Genomic DNA, 18262 nt, shown 5'->3' with positions numbered 1-18262 from the left:
ACGAGCTTGGCACACTTAGTGACGTGACCGCGCCAACACCTGCCTCCACCTCGTCCACCGACACCGGCGATCGCTACATCCTCACGCTGGGCTGCCCCGACCAGACCGGTATCGTCGCGCGCATCTCGACGTTCCTGCTCGACGCCGGAGGCTGGATCACCGAGGCGGCCTACCACTCCGACGACGACACCGGCTGGTTCTTCACCCGCCAGGCCGTCCGCGCCGACTCCATCACGGTGGAGTTCGAGGAGTTGCACGCGCGTTTCGCCGCGCTGGTCGACGCCGAGTTCGGCCCGCGGACCGAATGGAAGCTGACGTCGACCCGGGTGCCGAAGAAGGTCGTGCTGCTGGTCAGCAAGGACAGTCACTGCCTGATCGACCTGCTGGGCCGTGCTGATCGCGGCGAGCTGCCCGCTCAGATCAGCGCCGTCATCGGCAATCACGCCCATCTCGGCGGACTCGTCGGCAGCTTCGGCGTGCCGTTCCATCACATCCCGTTCCTCGACGACAAGCCCGCCGCGTTCGCGCGGGTCGCCGAGCTGGTCGACGAGATCGCCCCAGACGCCGTCGTGCTGGCACGGTTCATGCAGATCCTGCCGCCCGAATTGTGCGAGCGCTGGACCGGGCGCGCGATCAACATCCACCACAGCTTCCTACCCAGCTTTGTCGGCGCCCGGCCCTATCATCAGGCGTTCGCCCGCGGCGTGAAGCTCATCGGCGCGACCTGCCATTATGCGACCGCCGAGCTCGACGCCGGGCCGATCATCGAACAGGACGTGACCCGCATCGACCACTCCGACTCCACCGACGACATGGTCCGCCAGGGCCGCGACATCGAGACACTGGTGTTGGCCCGTGGCGTGCGCTGGCACCTGGAGGATCGCGTGTTGGTGCACGGACGCAAGACGGTGGTGTTCAACTGACCGCGGCCACCCGCGTGGTTCACTTCGCCGCGCGGCGCAGCGCGGGGCGGGTCAGGTTGGCTTCGACGACGATCTTCTCGCCGCGCACGTAGAAGTCGAATCCGCTGTCGCCGATGGCGATCTGCTCGATCTGCACGAACCGACCGAGGGTGTCGTTGATGTTGTCGGCGACCTCGTCGACGATCCCCTGCACAAAACTGGTCGGGACCCCGAACACCATCGCGTGCACCCGGCGGACCCGAAAATGCAGTCCGTCGCGGGTCAGCACGGGTTTGAGCGTGACGGTCACCGGCATCGTGACCAGACCGCGCCGGGCGAGCAGATCCACCTTGATCGTGCGGTCGCGGGCGCTGCCGCGAATGCGGGTCAGTTTGTGCGGCGACGACCCGAACAACTCCCGCTCACTGATCAGTTCGACGATCCGCGGATACGGAACGAAGCCGTGGCAGGTCAGCAGATGCAGCGTCGACGCCACGTCGTCGCCGGTGATTCCCGCGACCCGCAGAGACATCCGCAAATCGCCGGGACGTGCCGCGCTGACGATCTCGACGACGCTGACCGACCGGGAGAACGATTGCCAGATGAGGGGTTTCGAGCTGAACGACACCGTCGCCTGCAGACCGGCGACCTCCTGGCAACGCTGCTCGAGGTGGGCCGAGACTCGCGCCCGGGCGATTCCCTCCGCCGCGAGCAGCAGACCGCCGACAAATGCCGCGGCAAGCAGCATAAGGACGAAAACGGTCATCGAAGCATTCTATCCGGCACCATCGTCAGAACAGCGACGAGCAGCTCCCGCTCGGGTTCGACACGTTCTGCTTGAGCGCCACGTTGTCCCCGGCGACGACGAAGTCGACTCCGGTGTCGGTGACCTTGATCGAACTGAACTTCACGACGTCGAACATCGCCGAGAACATCGACTTCGACATCTGATCGACTATCCCCTGCGCGTACTGGGACGGGATCCCGAATACCGCCGCGGTGGCGCTGGTCACCGGGAAGGTGATCTTTCCGTCGACCACCTGCGGCTTGACCGTCACCGACACCGGGATCGGGAAGATCGCCACGACGAAGGAGGAGTCGATGGTGATGGTGCCGTCGGCCGAATTGCCCGCGATCTTGCTGATCGCCCCGTTGCTCGACGACGTCCCGCTGTCCCCGGAGGTCGTCGTCGACGTCGACTGCCCCTTGGACAGTTCCAGGATGCGATCGAACGACAGCGATCCATTGCCCCGGATCGACCCGACCTTCGACCCAGTGCTGTCACCGGTCAGATCGTCGAGCCGCAGGTGCAGTTTCGAACTCGCATTCGCGGCATCCTTCGTATCGACCTGAATGAACGGAATGTCACCGGAAAGCGCTTGCAGCAGAAGCGGTTTGGCACTCAGTGAGACGTCGACCTGCGACCCGGTGACCGACGTCACGCCCTGGGCGATGCAGTCTTTCACCTTGTGCCTGCTGTACAGCTCGAAACTCACCAGACCGATCACCAGCAGCAGCACCACGACGACACTGACCAAGCCGATGATCTTGCCGAGGTGGCGTCGGCCGGGCGCCTTCGGGACCACCCCGGGGGACTCGAACTGCTGCGACGGCGCCGGGAAGGCCTGGCTGGGGCTGTCGAAGGTCGACGTCGATCCCTGCCGGGGCGCCTGGTACGGCACGAAATCGTCGGCACCGTCGGGTGGGACCCGCGAGTAGGCGTGCACCGACGGATCGGTGGCCGGCGGCGGCAGTTGAGTGGTGTCGGGCGAATGGTCGGCGCCGTGGTTCGGACTGCGCGGTTCGTCGGTCATGCGCGTCGGTTCTCCTCGTTGTGGTGCGCTGGTCGCGTGGTGCGCTCAGCGCGGCCGGTCAACTTATCGGTGTGCGGTTGGCGAGGACCCCGAGTTGCGCTCGTGCCTTCGCGACGGCGGACAGGTCGACGTCGAACGTATTCGTATCGGCCGTCTCACCGAAGGTGGCGATAACGCTACCGAACGGATCTGTGAGCTGACTGAACCCGATGCCGGTCGGTGCCTTCTCGGCACGCACCGCGGGATCGTCGGGCAACGCCTGCCCGACCGCCGCCACGTACGACGCGCAGTCGAGTGCCCGCGCGGTCGCGAGGGTGCGCCATTGTTCTTTCTTTCCGGGCCCCGCGCCCCACGACGTCGGGACGACGATCAAGTCGGCGCCACGTTCGGCGAGACCGACGAATTGATCGGGAAAGCGCAGGTCGTAGCAGGTGGCGATCCCGACGTCGTGCCCGTCGACGCCGACCGTGACGAGCCGGTCGCCGGGTGCGACGGTCGCGGATTCGGCGAAGCCGAAGGCGTCGTAGAGGTGGATCTTGTGATATCCGGTGCGGGCGCCGTCGGGTCCCGCGATCAGCACGGTGTTGTGGACACGTCCGTCGTCGGCCGGGGTGAACATGCCGGCTACGACGGTGAGCCGGTGCCGTACGGCCAGTTCGACGACGGCGCTGGCCCACGGACCGTCCAGCGGCTGGGCGATCGGGCCCAGCGCGACGCCGAACCGGCACATCGCGGCTTCCGGAAATACGACGATATCGGCGCCCTGACCTGCGGCGCGAGCTGTCTGCGCGGCGATCGTGGCGAGATTGCCCGCCGGGTCGGTTCCGCTGGAGATCTGGGCCATGGCGACACGCATGCGCCTACTCTATCCGGGGGCCACAACCTCCCAGGGGACGGTCAGCACGTTGTCACGGGTCGCTTTGCGCGGGAGATCGACCGGGACTCCGGACGCCTTGAGCAACGCGAGTGTCTCTCGCCAGCGATTACGCTGTCCGAATGACGCGTGTGCCGCCGCGACGTCCCAGCAGCGGTCGGCGAGAGTCAGCAGATCGTGGATGCGTTCGCCGGGGACATTGCGGTGGATCAGCGCCTTGGGCAGCCGCGGCGCGAGGTCCGACGGTCGATCGGTGTGTTCGGGCGCCCAGCTCAGCGTGAGTGAGCGCGGTCCGTCGGCGTCGAGCAGGATCCAGCAGCAGCGTCGACCGATCTCATCGCAGGTGCCTTCGACGATCACGCCGCCGGGGGCGAGTGCATCTTGCATCTGCCGCCACGCACCGGCGACTTCGGTTTCCCCGTACTGCCGTAGGACGTTGAACGCCCGCACCAATTGCGGTGTGCGACCGGCCAATTCGAAGCCGCCGAGCGCGAACTCGACGTCGCCGATCGGCGCCACGACGCGGGCCGGGTCGATTTCCAGTCCGACCAGCCGCAACGTCGGGTGCGCGACGCGCAGTCGGGTGGCCATTTCGACGGCGGTGTCCGGCCGTCCGCCGTAACCGAGGTCGATCGCGAGCGGCGACGGGGTGGTGCGCAGCGCGGCGTCGACGGCCGGGCTCGACGCCATCCACCGGTCCACCCGCCGGAGCCGGTTGATGTTAGTGGTGCCTCGAGTGATGCGCCCGGAGACGCCGCGACGTCCCGGTGAGCGCGGCTCAGAGATTCTTGTTGACCCAGTCGGCGGCGTACTCGGCTTCGGCACGGAACAGGTCGACGAGATTGACCAGCATCATCTGTTCGAGCTTGCCGTTGATGAACGGGATGAACACCTTGACCTCGGTGGTCTTGCGGATGGTGCATCCGGTTTCGGTGGGGAAAAGTTCCTGTTTGCCGTTGAGGCTGCCGGGGCCGGCCGGAATCGATGCGGTGTAGGTTCCCAGGGTCTTGTCCGGGTGGAATGCACCGAACGATTCCTCGCGGGTGATGACCATGTCCTTCATCAGCACCGTCTGCGCGAGCGCGGGCAGTTGATCGCGCCCGATGGTCTGCTTGAGGACCACGCGCATGCCGGCGTCGCCGGATTCGAATTCGGCGACTTCACAGTGCGGCGAGATCATCTGGAAGCCGGCCATCATCTCATCCCAGTACTGCCTGCTGCGCTGCGCGGCGTAGAGCTTTTCCACGGGATGGTTGTAGCGGGCTGAGTAGCTGAGCCGTCGTGCCATGATTGTCAGGCTACCGTTCGGTAAGGCACGGATCCCAATCGACACGGGACTTTCCGCACGAAACGGTCATCACCTACCCCATCAGCGGTGAGCTTGCTCCCATTCGACGGTGTGCTCGTGCTCGGCGTCGAGCAGCACGATGAGTTGATCGAGGATCGCCTTCTCCACCTTGCCCCCGACGAACGGGATCGCGACGGTGACGGTTCCGGTGTAGCGGGTCGTCGATTCCGGTGCACCCGACGAGTTCTGGCTGCCGTCGACCTTCGCCGGGGCGCCGTCGACGGTGGCGGTGAGTTCGCCGACGATCGTCTCGCCCTGACGCCGCAGCACCGACTTGCGCGGGATGTGCAGGTCTCCGGGACGAATCTTGGTGACCATCGAGGGCAGTTTGTCCTCGGGAACGGTCTGGGTCATGGTCACCGTCACGGTGTCGCCGTCGAACGCGAACGAATCGAGCCCGCCGTGGCCGATCGCTTCGAGTAGATCGTGCCAGTACTGCTCGGTGGATACGACGGTCCACAGCCGCTCGGTGGGGAACGCGTAGGTGACCGAATGTTGCAGAGTGCTCGCCATGGCAGTAATCCCATCACATCGGTTCGAGATACGCGTCGGGAACACCCCGGAAGGCCGTGCGAGTAAATTGACACCGTGAGTTCACCCCTCCTCGCCGACCTGACCACCCTGCGCCTCGGCGGCCCCATCGGATCGTTGATCCGCGTCACCACTACCGCCGATCTCGTCGACGCGGTGCGACGCGCCGACGACGCCGCAACCGAGGTACTGCTCGTCGGCGGCGGCTCCAACCTCGTCGTCGCCGACGACGGATTCGCCGCGACGGTGGTGCTCATCGCGACGTCTCAGTTGCGGTTCGGCGTCGACGCCGGACGCCCCTTCGTCCTCGTCGACGCCGGGAAGCCTTGGGACAGTGTGGTTTCCGCGTCGATCAAGGCTGGATACGGTGGGCTGGAATGTCTTTCGGGCATCCCCGGGTCAGCCGGCGCGACGCCGGTGCAGAATGTCGGGGCCTACGGCGTCGAAATCGCTGATCTGCTGCGTTCGGTGACGCTGTTCGACCGCGCGTCGCACACGACGTCGACGGTGGGGGCCGATGCGCTGGAGTTGGGTTACCGAACCAGCAATCTCAAGCACCGCTCCGACCGGATCGTCACGTCGGTCTCGTTGTGGCTCAACGCCGATGATCGGTCACAGCCGCTGCGTTACCGTGAGTTGGCCAACGCGATGGGCGTCGCCGAGGGCGGGTCGACGTCAGCGGCCGCGGTCCGCGAGCAGGTCCTGGCGCTGCGGCGCGGCAAGGGCATGGTCTCCGACGCCGACGATCACGACACCTGGAGTGCCGGTTCGTTCTTCACCAATCCGATCGTCGACGCCGACGACGCCACCGCGATCTTCGCGCGGATCCACGAGAAGATCGGCGACGACATCACCATCCCCCGCTATCCGGCCGACGACGGCGCCGTCAAATTCTCCGCCGGTTGGCTGATCGAACGCGCGGGGTATTCGCGCGGTTACCCCAGCCCCGATTCGCCGGTGCGGTTGTCGACCAAACACACTCTGGCACTGACGAATCGGGGAAATGCGACCACCGAGGAGCTCCTCGACCTCGCCCGCGACGTCCGCGCGGGCGTACACGAGGCGTTCGGTGTCTGGCTTACGCCGGAGCCGGTTCTGGTGGGCTGCGAACTGTAGGTGAGAGGTAGGCGTCCAGTCAGGAGGCCAACTCTCCCGCACGCCGGCCCAGCACAGCGTCGAGCAGTTCGTTGAACTCCGCGCCGGCTTCGATGCTGGCCATATGACCGATGCCTTCCCATACGACGTAGTCGTGCAGGAAACCGTTGCGGCGCAAGCGATCGGCGATGATGTCCGATTGCAGCGGGGGAAGCAGCTTGTCTTCGCTGCCGACGACGACGGTGGTCGGCACCGCCAGCACGTCGAGCGCCGACAGTGCGTCGAGGTGCGCGAGCGCCGACCCGCACGAGGCACGGGCGACCGGATGGCAGGCGGTGACCATCTCGTCGACGAATTCCAGATGGGCGGCTCGCACGCGGTCGGCCATCGCGACGTACTGGATGACCTTCTCGCCACCGGCGATGTGCGGGGTCGGCGCGGGCGTCGACGCGACCAGCCAACCGGTCAGCACGCGGAACGGTTCGGCGAACTTCGGCAACGACGACGGCGCGATCGAAAGGCGCTGCAGCACCTGCTCGGCCGCGGTCGACACCAGCAGCACATGCGAAAGTTGTTGCGGCACTTGGTCGTGGAACTGCTGTGCCCAGGTCTGGATGGTCATGCCGCCCATGCTGTGACCCATCACGACAGCCTTGCGTCCCGCGGGCAACACCGCCCCGAGCACAGCGTTGAAGTCGCGGCCGATCAGGTCCGCGGTGGTGCGGGCGTGGCCCATCGTGCTGTCGCCGTGACCCCGCTGGTCATAGGCGACGATGGTGCGGCCGGGGTCGGTGGCGAGCAGATGGTTGATCTGCGGCAGCCAGTAGTCGGTATTGCAGGTCCACCCGTGCACCATCACCACGATGTCGCCCGTGCTGTCGGCGGCGTCGGGCCCGTAGGTCAGCACGTTGAGCACTGCACCGTCAGCGGTGGTGACGGTGCTGCGTCGCGGCGCGACAGCGGGCGGCGCGAGCAGCGGGTCGGGTCCGTCGTCGACGGTCGTGTACGACATCGCCGCCCGCAACAGGCTGCCCAATACGGTCGCCACTCCGACGCCCGTGGTCCCCGCCCCCACCAGGGCGGTCGCCCCGCTGAATCGACCGATGTTCTTGGCGCTCCACAGCTTTGCCATCAATCTCTGCTTTCCTTGGTGACCGCCTCGGGCGTCGCCGACCGAGTCGGCGCGTCACCGGCAGGCGGTGTTTCGAAGTATTTGGAGGCCTCCCCGATTGCCTGGGAGATCTCTTTGTCCAGTGCTTTGCTGAACGTCGATTCGACGATCTCGTGTGCCATCGGGCGCACGGTTTGAATGAGTTCGGCGACTTTGGCTATCTCGACGTCGCTCATGTCGCGGAGCCGTTCGTCGAAATAGCGGTCGGTGATGATCGAGACGAAGCTGTGCGCGACGTCGGCGAGGTCGGCTTGGACCCGGACCCACCGGTCGAGCAGGGCGTCGATGTCGATGCCGCCGCGAACGAGCGCCTCGGCGCCTTCGAGTACCTCCGGATTGCGGATGGCGTACTGGGCACCGTCTTTGGCGAGCAGCCCGAGTGTCTGCGAGAGCGCGATGGTCTTGTCGCTGGCGTTGAGCGTTTTGCGCAACTCGGTGATGGTGATGGTGGCGGCCCGTTTGAAGGTCCGGAATCGGCCGGCCTTGCCGGTGCCGCGCAGGACGTGCTCGACGGTCATGCCGTAGTGCGCGGCCTGGAGAAGCTCGCTGATCGTGGCGAAGGTGTAGCCACGTTCGAGCATGCGGGAGATCAGGTTGAGCCGGACCAGATGTTCGTCGGAGTACCAGCCGGTGCGCCCTTTGATGATCGGCGCGGGCAGCAATCCGCGGTCCTGGTAGACACGGATGTTACGGACGCTGACCCCGGACACCTGGGCGAGGTCGTTGATGCGGTACTCAGCCATGCTTACGGAACCACGACCGTCCCTGGATGCTGTCCACCCGCGGCCGGACGTCGACCAGGTACACCAGCGCTGCGACGATTCCGGCGATCGCGAGGATGGAACCCGCACTCGAGATCGAGAAGAAGAGCGTGAAGACCGACGCCGCGGTGAGGATCGATACCCAGATGACTTTCGTCTGTCGATCGACGGCGGTGAACGCATCGGGACGCTGGATCGCAGCGTGAATCAACGCGGTCAGGGACGCGAGGAACGCGGCCACCTGAATGAGAAGGAATACCAGGCTCTGGCCGTAACCCATCACGGTAAGAAAGTCCACGGCATCCACTCTATCGACTCGGATTCGGCCCACTACGCGGTGTTGCCGGGCCGCGTGTGCGACCCGGCAACATCACAGCGTTTCTGACTGCGGGAACTGACGTCAGTTCTTCGGTGCGGCAGCCTTCTTGGCGGGAGCCTTCTTGGCCGGAGCGGCCTTCTTCGCCGGAGCAGCCTTGGCGGCAGTCTTGGCGGGAGCGGCCTTCTTGGCCGGAGCCTTCTTGGCGGGCGCGGCCTTGGCCGGAGCCTCATCGGCGACCGGAGCGGCGGCGGCCGGAGCCTTCGCCGGGGTCTCGGTCTCGTCGGCGGACTCGGTGCCGGCAGCAGCGACGTCGGCGGCGACGGCGTCGACCTTGTCACCGGCCAGGTTGGCCAGCTTGGCAGCGCGCTCGCCGACGGCGCGAGTCTGATCGGAGATCGAGCCCAGCGCGTCCTCGGTCAGGCCGAGCGCGTCCTGGTAGACCTTCTCCAGCTTGGGGAGGTTCTCCTCGACCAGCGGCTGCGCCTTGATCTTGTCGACGACGACCTCGCCACGCTCGGACAGCGCGGTCAGCAGGCCGGCAGCGACGGCGAGGTAGGCCTCGGCGACCTTGCGCAGCTCTTCGGGGGTGAACTTCGCCTTGAGCTCTTCGAGTTCGATGGGCAGTTCGACGGGCAGCGACGACAGCTTGGCCTTGGCCTCTTCGAAGCGGGCGAGCGCGAGCTCCCAAGCCTCGTCGACCTTGGTCTGAGCCAGTTCGCGGGTCTCGTTGACGCGGGTGATGGCCTGCTCGCGGGTCTCGTTGACGCGGCTGATCGCCTGATCGCGGGTCTCATTCACCTTGGTCTGGGCCAGTTCGCGAGTCTCCTCGACGCGGGTGATGGCCTGCTCGCGAGCGGTCTCGCTACGCTCACGCAGCTGACCGAGAAGGTCGGTCACCTGGGTAACTGCACTGCTGAATGGGTTGTCGGTCATGTTCACTCCTTGGTCGAGTCAGTACTGACTGCGGCTTGCGATGCCTCTGCGGCTGTCCCCTTGTTTTCGTGCCGGAAGGACTCGTAGATCTCCAGCAGCACCTGTCGTTGACGCTCGCTGATCGACTCATCGGCGATCAGCGCGTCGCGGACCGGGCTCGCGGGACGTTCTTCGAGGATTCCGGCACGGACGTACAGCACCTCAGCCGAGACACGCAGCCCCTTAGCGATCTGTGCAAGCACATCGGCGGAAGGTTTGCGTAACCCTCGTTCGATCTGGCTGAGGTACGGATTGCTGACGCCCGCCCGTTCCGCCAGCTGGCGAAGCGAGACCTGCGCCGCAACACGTTGCGACCGGATGAAACCGCCGATGTCCGACGCGGCGTTGGCCACCGCATCCGACGCCGCGGCTGTCACCGCGTCTACCGGTCCCGGGATGCGAGTGTCCGCATCGACATCGGCGGTCGACGTCGTCGTGGACTGGTTCGCTGCAGGTTCCGGCATGTTCGGGGCTCCATCCTTAATCGGTCGAAGCAAGTATCAGCCAGGGTGCTAACAAATGCAAGCGCAGAGCTAGCATTCTGCTCAGCCGACGCCGAATGTTCTCCCGCGCGTCGTCGTCGGGCTAGCCTGCCGACACCGCCGGGCCGCGCGCCCTGCGCCCCGCCTGTACCCGGGCGGATCAGCCGAAGATCAGCACCGAAATCGTGTAGATCGTCAACCCCGCGAGAGCACCCACGACCGTGCCGTTGATGCGGATGAATTGCAGGTCTCGCCCCACCTGCAATTCGATCTTGCGACTGGTCTCCTCGGCGTCCCAGCCGCGCACCGTCTCGGTGATCACCGAGATGATTTCCTGCGAGTAGTTCGCTGCCACGTGGTGGGCCACGCGCGCCACCCAGCCGTTCATCTTCTGCTGCAGTTCGATGTCGTCACGAACCCGCTTCGCGACCTGAATTATGGAGTCCGACAACGTATTTCGCAGCGTGCTGTTCGGATCGTCGAGCATCTGCTCGATCACCGCCTTGCCGGTCTTCCAGGCCGTCGACGCCGCTCCGGACACCTCGTCGCGCCCGACGAGTTCGGCCTTGATCGCCTCGAATCGCGCGATGGTCTCGGGGTCGTTCTGCAGTTCGTCGGCGAACTGTTCGGCATAGCGATGCATCGCCACCCGCACGTCGTGATTCGGGTCGGTTTTGACCTTCGCGGTGAACTCCACGAGCTCCCGGTAGATCTTGTCGCCGACGAGGTTGTTGACGAACTTCGGCGCCCACGTCGGACCGTCCCGATCGACCACCCGATCGATCAGATCAAGGCTGCCCAGAGCCCAGTCGTGTGCTCTATCACATGCGAGCTGGATCACCGGTTCCAGGCGGTCTTCGGCGATCAATTGCTCCAGTATCCGACCCACCGGCGGCGCCCACTGCGGCTCCGCCGCCCACTTGATCGCCGCCATGATGAGCTGTTCGACGTCCTCGTCGCGCAGCATCTCCGACCACAGCGCGAGTATCCGCGAGGCCTCGTCGGACACCCGGGGCGCGTTGACCGGGTCGGCCAGCCAGTTCGACACCCGGCCGGGCAGATTCAACGACGCCGCACGCGACTCGATCAGTTCCGGGGTCATGAAGTTCTCTTCGATGAATCCGCCGAGCTGATCGCCGATCTGGTCCTTCTTCTTGCGGATCAGCGCGGTGTGCGGAATCGGCAGGCCCAGCGGCTGCCGGAACAGCGCGGTCACCGCGAACCAGTCGGCCAGCGCGCCGACCATGCCGGCCTCCGACGCCGCCCGCACGTAGCCGACCCACGCGGCGACGTCGACACCGTCGCGATTCTCCAGCCAGCGGGTGAACAGGTAGACGATCGCCGCGACGACCAGGAATCCGGTCGCGACGAACTTCATCTTCCGTAGATCCCGGCGGCGCTGTTCGTCGCCGTCGGCCGAGCCGAAACCCGACAAGCCCGGCGACGTCGAGGGGGGCGGGGAAAGTGAGACGTCACTGTCATGAACAAGGACGTTCTCGGGCAAAGCGCGATGCTCCATGAAAACAGTCTTACCGAAATGCCACTACGCTAACCACGTGCCACCCAACAGACCGACTCCCGCCGCGGCCGCTCGTGCCGCGGTCGCCGCCGCCGCGAACGTCACCCGGGGCATCGAACAAGCGCTCATCAGCGCCACCGAGGCGTCGAAGCCGCGAACGTCCGCGGAGAGCGACGGCCGTAAGCAGCGGTGGGAACGGCACAAGTCGCAGCGGCGCGAACAACTCGTCGACGGCACCATCGAGGCCATCTCCGCCCTCGGAGCCGACGCCGGGATGGATGAGATCGCCGGGCACATCGGTGTGTCGAAGACCGTGCTGTACCGCTATTTCACCGACAAGGGCGACCTCGCGCGCGCGGTCTCCGCGGCGTATTTCCAGCAACGGCTGCTGCCCAACCTCCTCGAGGCGATCGTCGACGACCGCATCGAATTCCAGCAGGCTCGCGGCATCATCACCGCTTTCGTCACCACCGTCGCCGAGGCCCCGCAGGTCTACCGCTTCGTCAGCAACGGCGCGACGTCGACCTTCGACGAACCCGAGGCCGTCGTGATCAAACTGATCAACGCACTCATCGCGGCGCGGCTGACCGCACGCGAGTCCGATGTCCGCGGGTCGACCATCTGGTCGTACGCGGTGGTCGGCGCCACTCGCAATGTCGTGAACTGGTGGACCGCGGAAGGCAGCGACGCGTCGGCCGACGAAGTCATCGACTACCTCACGATGCTGCTCTGGAGCGCCGTCGTGGGAATCGCCGGCTTCGACGGCTCGCGGGAACGCTTCTTCGCCGCTCCCCCGCCGCTGCCCCCGGTAGGCTCCTGACCCATGAGCAACGGAGCATGGTCGACGCCGGCCCAGAAGTCACTGCGTGCGAGCGAGCTGGGCCCCATCGCCGCATTCGACGCCGACTCGACGCCCGGATTCGACGGCGACAAGTCCGATGGCGAAGCACTGCTGACCAAGCGCGGTGAGCATTTCGCCGACCTGCAGGAGTTGCTCTACGCCAACGGCCGGTCGGGTGATGATCGATCGGTGCTGCTGGTGCTGCAGGGGATGGACACCGCCGGTAAAGGCGGCATCGTTCGCCATGTCGGCGGCCTGGTCGATCCGCAGGGTCTGGCGATCACGGGTTTCGGTAAGCCGACGCCCGAAGAACTCTCGCACGACTTTCTGTGGCGCATCCGCAACGCGCTGCCCGCGGGTGGTCGGATCGGCATCTTCGACCGTTCCCACTACGAAGACGTTCTTCCGGTACGCGTCCACAACCTCGTTCCACAGTCGGAGTGGGAAGCGCGATACACCGTCATCAACGACTTCGAGCGAGACCTCGTCGACCAGGGGACGACGGTCGTGAAGTGCGCGCTGGTCGTGTCCAAGGACGAGCAGAAGGCACGGCTGGCCGAACGGCTGGACCGGCCCGACAAGTACTGGAAGTTCAACCCCGGCGACATCGACGAGCGCGCCTATTGGGACGCCTACCTCGAGGCCTACCAGGCCGTCTTCGACCGCACCGACACCGACTACGCGCCCTGGCATATCATTCCGGCGAACCGAAAGTGGTTCTCCCGCTTGGCGATCTGCGAATTACTGATCACGGCTCTGGAGAACCTCGACCTGAGCTGGCCACCGGCCGATTTCGACGTCGAGGAACAGAAGAAGCGGCTGGCGGCGTCGGAGTAGCTCGCAATCGAGCCTCACCCGCTCCCCGAGTACCGAAGCGAGGCACGAGCTTCGGTGTAACCGCTGTGCTGAGTGACCGCGAGGAACGAGCGGTTGTATCGAAGTAGAGGGGTCTGGCGAGCCGAAGACCCCAACTGGGGAACCGGTTTCGGGCACGCACACCGTTTCCGCGGCGAGCTCACCTGCTCGACGACGTCGGTTCCGAAATGGCCTGGACGGGCGCCCAGCCCACGGTTCACAGACGAACCTCCCTTCAAAGCCGCAAACATCAGCCTCGCCACCAGCCACGACGACTCGTTTCGCCACCAAGACCCACCCCGACTCAATCCTTCAGTTCGCCGCCCCCCTCATTCGGGGAACGCCGCGGTAGCTCAAGATCCAGTTCGCCGCGATACCGATGACCAACCCCCAGAACGCTCCACCGATACCGGCGATCGTCACACCGGCGGCCGCCGTGACGAATGTCAGTGCAGCCGGGATTCGCAACGCCTCGTCCGTCAGCGCCCCCACCGCCGCCGACGCGAAGGTTCCCAAGAGAGCAAGTCCCGCAACGGCTTCGATCAATCCGGCGGGCGCGACGGCGGTCAGCACCGTCAGTCCCCCGGCCAACAGCGCAAGCACCAGATAGACGATTCCCGCACTGACAGCGGCGATCCAGCGCCGCGACTTATCGGGGCCCGCATCGTCGCCCGCCGCGAGCGCCGCCGACAATGCGGCCAAGTTGACGGCGTGCCCGCCGAAGACAGCCGCGATCATCGTCCCGATTCCCGTCACCGTCATCGACGCCCGCCACGGCGCGGCATAACCGAACGACTTCAACACGGCGACGCCGGGCACGTTCTGCGACGCCATGGTCACGATGAACAGCGGGACGGCCGTACCGATCAACGCCGGTACGGTGAACGTCGGCATCGTGAATTCAACTGTCGGCCACCAACTCTCACCCGGCCGGGGATGCACGCCGATGCCGCGCACGCCCAGGTCGATCCCGATCACCACCAGCGCGGTCACCAGCGCCAAGGGCAATGCCCACCGGGGCAGCCAGCGCAGTGCGACCACCCAGACGAGCAGAATCGGCAACGTCAACCACGGCTGTTCACTCAACGACTTCACCGGCGCTAGACACAGCACCATCAACACACCCGCCAGCATCGCCTGAGCGAGCGGCGTTGGAATCCGCTGCACCAAGTCACTCAGAAACGGAATGAAACCCGTTGCCACCATGGCGATTCCGACGACGAGAAAGGCTCCGACGGCGGCCGACCATCCGCCGGGGACGGCGCCGGCTCCCGCGAGCAGCGCCGCTCCCGGCGTCGACCACGCCAGTGTGATCGGCATCCGAAAACGCAGCGACAGCAGGATGATTCCGAGCGCGAACACGACCGTCAGCGCGAACAGACCCGACGCCGCCTGAGCCGGGTCGGCGCCGGCCGCCCGCAATCCGGCGATCACCACGACGAACGACGACGTGAAGCCCGCGAGTGCGGTGACCAGTCCGGCGATCACGGGCTGACTCAGCGAGGCCTCGCCGGCGGCTTCGTTTCTCGGCATACACTTATCATAGGGCAGGCGTTCCGTAAACAGAACAGCAATACTGGACGGATGACATCCGACGACATGCGCCGCGCCGTCGCGCACCGGGTCGCCGCACTGCGCGCCGAGCGAGGGCTGTCACTATCCGAATTGGCCCGCCGCGCCGGAATCGGCAAGGGGTCACTGTCCGAACTCGAAGCCGGACAACGCAATCCGACGCTGGATACGCTCTACGCGATCGCCGGACAGCTGGGCGTCCCGCTCACCGCGCTGCTCGGCGAGCAGTCGGGAACCGAAGGTACCGGCGAGAGCATCGACGTATCTCTGCTACACGTGGAGCATCACGACGACGGCGCCACGACGGAGGTGTTCTGGCTGCGGTTGACACCGAATGGCATACGCACCTCGCCCGCGCATGGGCCGGGCGTCATCGAGAGTCTGTACGTGGCGACCGGCTCGGTCAGCGCCGGACCGACGGGAAACGAGCGGCCCGCCGGGCCCGGCGAGACCGTGACTTGGGTCAGCGACGTCGCGCACACCTACCGCAGCGGCCCGCGTGGAACGCAGGCGGTGCTGACGATCCATTCGCCGGGGTGAGCTGATGGCAGACTTTCTCGACGTTTCTGCGGTCCGGACACGGCGTGTCACCGCACCAACGTCAACAAAGTTGGCCGCGCCCCAGCGGACCTACTTGCCGTATTCGTAGAATCCGCGACCGGCCTTCTTGCCGACGCGACCGGCTTCGACCATGCGCAGCAACAGCGGCGGCGCGGCGAACAGCGGCTCTTTGTATTCCTCGTACATCTTGTCCGCGATCGCTTTGACCGTGTCGAGACCGATCATGTCACCGAGCTTGAGCGGCCCCATCGGATGAGCGCAGCCCAGGACCATCGCGCGGTCGACGTCCTCGACGGTCGCGAATCCGCCCTCGACCATGCGGATCGCCGAGATCAGGTACGGGATGAGCAGTGCGTTCACCACGAACCCGGCCCGGTCCACGCAGCGCACCACCTGCTTGCCGAGAACGTCTTGAGCGAAGGACTCAGCGCGAGAATAGGTTTCGGCGCTCGTGTCGAGAGTGGTGACCAGTTCGACGAGCGGCAGCACGGGAACCGGGTTGAAGAAATGCATGCCGATGACGCGGCCGGGAGCCGACGTCGCCATCGCGATCTTCATGATCGGGATGGAGGAGGTGTTCGACGCCAGAACGGCGTCGGGATCGGTGACGATGGCATCGAGCTTGCTGAAGACCTCAGTCTTGATGGCTTCGTCTTCGATGATCGCCTCGATGACGAGTTGCCGGTCGGCGAACTCGGCGAGGTCACACGTGAAGCGCACGTGCTCGGCGGCTTGGTCACGTTCGCGCGAGGTGAGTTTGCCGGTGGAGACGCCACGATCGAGAGATTTGAGAATCCGGGCGCGCCCGGCGTCGAGCAGCTCGCGAGTCGATTCGAAGACGAGCACGTCCACCGAGGAGCGGGCGCACACCTCGGCGATGCCGGCGCCCATCTGTCCGGCCCCGACGACGCCGACTCGGGAAATAGAACTGTTGACCATGAAAATCCTTACCTACCAACAGAAAAGCAGAAAACGCAAGCCCAAGTACGAAACGCACCCACCACGAGAAGGCGAGAAGACGGTAACTCTGCGGGGGAACGCCCAGAAATCAATCACTTACAAGACAGGCGGCCCGCAACGGGAAGTTGCGGGCCGCCTGTCTAGTTCGCCAAAGATGCGGGGCGGCGGGATTGCCGCAACGGAAGTTGCGAGCCGCCTGACCAGTTCGCTAAAGACGCCCGGGGAGGCGGAACAGCTCCTAGTGGAACTGGCCTTCCTCGGTGCTGCCCTTGAGCGCAGCGGTCGACGTGTTGGGGTCGACCGTGGTGGCGATGCGGTCGAAGTAGCCCGCACCGACCTCACGCTGGTGCTTGGTGGCGGTGTATCCGCGCTCCTCCGAAGCGAACTCGCGCTCCTGCAGGTCGACGTATGCGGTCATGCCGTCGCGGGCGTAGCCGTAGGCGAGATCGAACATCGAGTAGTTGAGGGCGTGGAAGCCGGCCAGCGTGATGAACTGGAACTTGAAGCCCATGGCGCCGAGTTCCTTCTGGAACTTCGCGATGGTGGCATCGTCGAGGTGCTGCTTCCAGTTGAACGACGGCGAGCAGTTGTAGGCGAGCAGCTGGTCGGGGAATTCCGACTTGACGGCCTCGGAGAACTTCTTGGCGACCTCGAGGTCCGGAACACCGGTCTCCATCCAGATGAGGTCGGCGTAGGGAGCGTATGCCTTGGCACGCGCGATGCAGGGCTCGATGCCCTTCTGCACGTTGTAGAAGCCTTCGCTGGTGCGCTCGCCGGTGACGAACGGCTTGTCGCGATCGTCGACGTCGGAGGTGATCAGGGTGGCGGCCTCGGCATCGGTACGAGCGATGACGACGGTCGGGGTGTTGGCGACGTCGGCGGCCAGGCGAGCCGAGGTCAGGGTACGGATGTGCTGCTGGGTGGGGATGAGCACCTTGCCACCGAGGTGGCCGCACTTCTTCTCCGAGGCGAGCTGATCCTCCCAGTGGGTGCCCGCGGCACCGGCAGCGATCATGGCCTTCTGCAGTTCGTAGACGTTGAGCGCGCCACCGAAGCCGGCCTCACCGTCGGCGACGATCGGGACGAGCCAGTTGTCGACCGAGGTGTCGCCCTCGACTGCGGCGATCTCGTCGGCGCGCAGCAGTGCGTTGTTGATGCGGCGAACGACGGCGGGCACCGAGTTGGCCGGGTACAGCGACTGGTCGGGGTAGGTGTGGCCGGAGAGGTTGGCGTCACCCGCGACCTGCCAGCCGGAGAGGTAGATGGCCTTCAGGCCGGCGCGAACCTGCTGCACGGCCATGTTGCCGGTCAGCGCACCCAGCGAGTTGATGTAGGAGTCGTCACCCTTGGTGACACCGTCCCAGAGGATCTCTGCGCCGCGGCGAGCGAGGGTGTGCTCCTCGACGACCGACCCCTGAAGGTCGGCGACCTGCTGCGCGGTGTAGTCACGGGTGATGCCCTTCCAGCGCGGGTTGGTGTCCCAATCCTGCTGGATTTCGGCGGCGGTGCGTGGCTTACCGACGTTGCTCATTGCTACTTCGCTTTCTTCTACTGCGACCGAAGTGCGATCGCTGTCATCAAGGCAGCTGGCTGTTGCGAAATTTTCGTTGCCTCTAGGCGGTGCCTGCAACGAGGATGCCACAAAGTAAACACCCAGGTCCAACCCCTTTACGATGCAAAATTGG

20 protein-coding genes are annotated in these 18262 nt (G+C 65.6%); 5 read left to right on the top strand and 15 right to left on the bottom strand.

The features are described 5' to 3' along the window. Positions 1-23 precede the first annotated feature (23 nt). Positions 24-923 carry a formyltetrahydrofolate deformylase gene (gene purU, locus HH308_RS06060; RefSeq protein WP_312870414.1) on the top strand — a complete coding sequence of 300 codons (900 nt, stop codon included), beginning with the start codon at positions 24-26 and terminating at the stop codon, positions 921-923. Between the two features lie 19 nt (positions 924-942). Here purU and HH308_RS06055 read toward each other — a convergent pair whose 3' ends face one another. From HH308_RS06055 to HH308_RS06030, 6 genes are all read right to left on the bottom strand, one after another. Further along, positions 943-1668, bottom strand: a complete 726-nt coding sequence (locus HH308_RS06055; RefSeq protein ID WP_170193286.1) for a hypothetical protein — start codon at positions 1666-1668, stop codon at positions 943-945. A gap of 25 nt (positions 1669-1693) precedes the next feature. Beyond that, positions 1694-2716 (bottom strand): LmeA family phospholipid-binding protein, encoded by a 1023-nt coding sequence (locus HH308_RS06050; RefSeq protein WP_170193285.1) that lies wholly within the window; start codon positions 2714-2716, stop codon positions 1694-1696. 58 nt (positions 2717-2774) lie between these two features. Beyond that, on the bottom strand, positions 2775-3572 hold the full coding sequence (locus HH308_RS06045) for a carbon-nitrogen hydrolase family protein (protein WP_170193284.1): 798 nt from the start codon (positions 3570-3572) through the stop codon (positions 2775-2777). A gap of 9 nt (positions 3573-3581) precedes the next feature. Further along, on the bottom strand, positions 3582-4280 hold the full coding sequence (locus tag HH308_RS06040) for a class I SAM-dependent methyltransferase (protein WP_211188220.1): 699 nt from the start codon (positions 4278-4280) through the stop codon (positions 3582-3584). A gap of 88 nt (positions 4281-4368) precedes the next feature. Further along, entirely contained in the window at positions 4369-4878 is a 510-nt protein-coding gene (locus HH308_RS06035; RefSeq protein ID WP_170193283.1) for a DUF2505 domain-containing protein, read from the bottom strand. Positions 4879-4959: 81 nt separating this feature from the next. Further along, positions 4960-5451 carry a DUF2505 domain-containing protein gene (locus HH308_RS06030; RefSeq protein ID WP_170193282.1) on the bottom strand — a complete coding sequence of 164 codons (492 nt, stop codon included), beginning with the start codon at positions 5449-5451 and terminating at the stop codon, positions 4960-4962. A gap of 75 nt (positions 5452-5526) precedes the next feature. On the opposite strand from HH308_RS06030, the gene HH308_RS06025 reads away from it, so the two are divergent. Continuing rightward, positions 5527-6585, top strand: coding sequence for a UDP-N-acetylmuramate dehydrogenase (locus HH308_RS06025; RefSeq protein WP_170193281.1), 1059 nt, complete (start codon positions 5527-5529; stop codon positions 6583-6585). A 19-nt stretch (positions 6586-6604) separates the two neighbouring features. On the opposite strand, the gene HH308_RS06020 is transcribed toward HH308_RS06025, so the two are convergent. The 6 genes from HH308_RS06020 to HH308_RS05995 form a co-directional block, all read right to left on the bottom strand. Beyond that, complete coding sequence (locus tag HH308_RS06020; RefSeq protein WP_170193280.1) at positions 6605-7696, bottom strand: alpha/beta fold hydrolase; 1092 nt, start codon at positions 7694-7696, stop codon at positions 6605-6607. Next, positions 7696-8478 carry a MerR family transcriptional regulator gene (locus HH308_RS06015; protein WP_246284294.1) on the bottom strand — a complete coding sequence of 261 codons (783 nt, stop codon included), beginning with the start codon at positions 8476-8478 and terminating at the stop codon, positions 7696-7698. The genes HH308_RS06020 and HH308_RS06015 overlap by 1 nt, the downstream gene beginning before the upstream one ends. Then, positions 8471-8794 (bottom strand): DUF2516 family protein, encoded by a 324-nt coding sequence (locus HH308_RS06010; RefSeq protein ID WP_376767178.1) that lies wholly within the window; start codon positions 8792-8794, stop codon positions 8471-8473. Before HH308_RS06010 ends, HH308_RS06015 begins: the two co-directional genes overlap by 8 nt. Positions 8795-8896: 102 nt before the next feature. Beyond that, positions 8897-9748, bottom strand: coding sequence for a heparin-binding hemagglutinin (locus tag HH308_RS06005; RefSeq protein ID WP_170193278.1), 852 nt, complete (start codon positions 9746-9748; stop codon positions 8897-8899). A 2-nt stretch (positions 9749-9750) separates the two neighbouring features. Next, positions 9751-10251, bottom strand: a complete 501-nt coding sequence (locus HH308_RS06000; protein WP_211188219.1) for a helix-turn-helix domain-containing protein — start codon at positions 10249-10251, stop codon at positions 9751-9753. 178 nt (positions 10252-10429) lie between these two features. After that, positions 10430-11788, bottom strand: coding sequence for a DUF445 domain-containing protein (locus HH308_RS05995; protein ID WP_170193277.1), 1359 nt, complete (start codon positions 11786-11788; stop codon positions 10430-10432). A 37-nt stretch (positions 11789-11825) separates the two neighbouring features. On the opposite strand from HH308_RS05995, the gene HH308_RS05990 reads away from it, so the two are divergent. Then, positions 11826-12608 carry a TetR/AcrR family transcriptional regulator gene (locus tag HH308_RS05990; RefSeq protein ID WP_170193276.1) on the top strand — a complete coding sequence of 261 codons (783 nt, stop codon included), beginning with the start codon at positions 11826-11828 and terminating at the stop codon, positions 12606-12608. Between the two features lie 3 nt (positions 12609-12611). Beyond that, the gene (locus HH308_RS05985; RefSeq protein ID WP_170193275.1) at positions 12612-13466 is read left to right on the top strand and encodes a polyphosphate kinase 2 family protein; all 855 of its coding nucleotides are present in this window, start codon (positions 12612-12614) and stop codon (positions 13464-13466) included. A gap of 330 nt (positions 13467-13796) precedes the next feature. Here the strand turns inward: HH308_RS05985 and HH308_RS05980 are convergent, their stop codons facing one another. Further along, on the bottom strand, positions 13797-15017 hold the full coding sequence (locus tag HH308_RS05980; RefSeq protein ID WP_170193274.1) for a benzoate/H(+) symporter BenE family transporter: 1221 nt from the start codon (positions 15015-15017) through the stop codon (positions 13797-13799). Between the two features lie 51 nt (positions 15018-15068). Between HH308_RS05980 and HH308_RS05975 the strand changes: the two genes are divergently transcribed. After that, complete coding sequence (locus tag HH308_RS05975) at positions 15069-15596, top strand: helix-turn-helix domain-containing protein (RefSeq protein WP_170193273.1); 528 nt, start codon at positions 15069-15071, stop codon at positions 15594-15596. Positions 15597-15686: 90 nt separating this feature from the next. Here the strand turns inward: HH308_RS05975 and HH308_RS05970 are convergent, their stop codons facing one another. Together HH308_RS05970 and aceA are read right to left on the bottom strand one after the other, a co-directional pair. After that, positions 15687-16556, bottom strand: coding sequence for a 3-hydroxybutyryl-CoA dehydrogenase (locus tag HH308_RS05970; protein ID WP_170193272.1), 870 nt, complete (start codon positions 16554-16556; stop codon positions 15687-15689). A gap of 259 nt (positions 16557-16815) precedes the next feature. Beyond that, on the bottom strand, positions 16816-18108 hold the full coding sequence (gene aceA / locus HH308_RS05965) for an isocitrate lyase (RefSeq protein WP_170193271.1): 1293 nt from the start codon (positions 18106-18108) through the stop codon (positions 16816-16818). Positions 18109-18262 lie beyond the last annotated feature (154 nt).

It is taken from the genome of Gordonia asplenii (assembly GCF_012933505.1).
GTDB lineage: Bacteria > Actinomycetota > Actinomycetes > Mycobacteriales > Mycobacteriaceae > Gordonia > Gordonia asplenii.
Note: the sequence above shows the minus strand (reverse complement) of the source record. Positions and strands in the feature narration are given on the sequence as shown.

What these genes read in the sequence shown, in the direction of transcription:
- HH308_RS06055 (WP_170193286.1), bottom strand. Translation starts at nt 1,668, where the DNA reads ATGACCGTTTTCGTCCTTATGCTGCTTGCCGCGGCATTTGTCGGCGGT.
- HH308_RS06050 (WP_170193285.1), bottom strand. Translation starts at nt 2,716, where the DNA reads ATGACCGACGAACCGCGCAGTCCGAACCACGGCGCCGACCATTCGCCC.
- HH308_RS06045 (WP_170193284.1), bottom strand. Translation starts at nt 3,572, where the DNA reads ATGCGTGTCGCCATGGCCCAGATCTCCAGCGGAACCGACCCGGCGGGC.
- HH308_RS06040 (WP_211188220.1), bottom strand. Translation starts at nt 4,280, where the DNA reads ATGGCGTCGAGCCCGGCCGTCGACGCCGCGCTGCGCACCACCCCGTCG.
- HH308_RS06035 (WP_170193283.1), bottom strand. Translation starts at nt 4,878, where the DNA reads ATGGCACGACGGCTCAGCTACTCAGCCCGCTACAACCATCCCGTGGAA.
- HH308_RS06030 (WP_170193282.1), bottom strand. Translation starts at nt 5,451, where the DNA reads ATGGCGAGCACTCTGCAACATTCGGTCACCTACGCGTTCCCCACCGAG.
- HH308_RS06020 (WP_170193280.1), bottom strand. Translation starts at nt 7,696, where the DNA reads ATGGCAAAGCTGTGGAGCGCCAAGAACATCGGTCGATTCAGCGGGGCG.
- HH308_RS06015 (WP_246284294.1), bottom strand. Translation starts at nt 8,478, where the DNA reads ATGGCTGAGTACCGCATCAACGACCTCGCCCAGGTGTCCGGGGTCAGC.
- HH308_RS06005 (WP_170193278.1), bottom strand. Translation starts at nt 9,748, where the DNA reads ATGACCGACAACCCATTCAGCAGTGCAGTTACCCAGGTGACCGACCTT.
- HH308_RS06000 (WP_211188219.1), bottom strand. Translation starts at nt 10,251, where the DNA reads ATGCCGGAACCTGCAGCGAACCAGTCCACGACGACGTCGACCGCCGAT.
- HH308_RS05995 (WP_170193277.1), bottom strand. Translation starts at nt 11,788, where the DNA reads ATGGAGCATCGCGCTTTGCCCGAGAACGTCCTTGTTCATGACAGTGAC.
- HH308_RS05985 (WP_170193275.1), top strand. Translation starts at nt 12,612, where the DNA reads ATGAGCAACGGAGCATGGTCGACGCCGGCCCAGAAGTCACTGCGTGCG.
- HH308_RS05980 (WP_170193274.1), bottom strand. Translation starts at nt 15,017, where the DNA reads ATGCCGAGAAACGAAGCCGCCGGCGAGGCCTCGCTGAGTCAGCCCGTG.
- HH308_RS05975 (WP_170193273.1), top strand. Translation starts at nt 15,069, where the DNA reads ATGACATCCGACGACATGCGCCGCGCCGTCGCGCACCGGGTCGCCGCA.
- HH308_RS05970 (WP_170193272.1), bottom strand. Translation starts at nt 16,556, where the DNA reads ATGGTCAACAGTTCTATTTCCCGAGTCGGCGTCGTCGGGGCCGGACAG.
- aceA (WP_170193271.1), bottom strand. Translation starts at nt 18,108, where the DNA reads ATGAGCAACGTCGGTAAGCCACGCACCGCCGCCGAAATCCAGCAGGAT.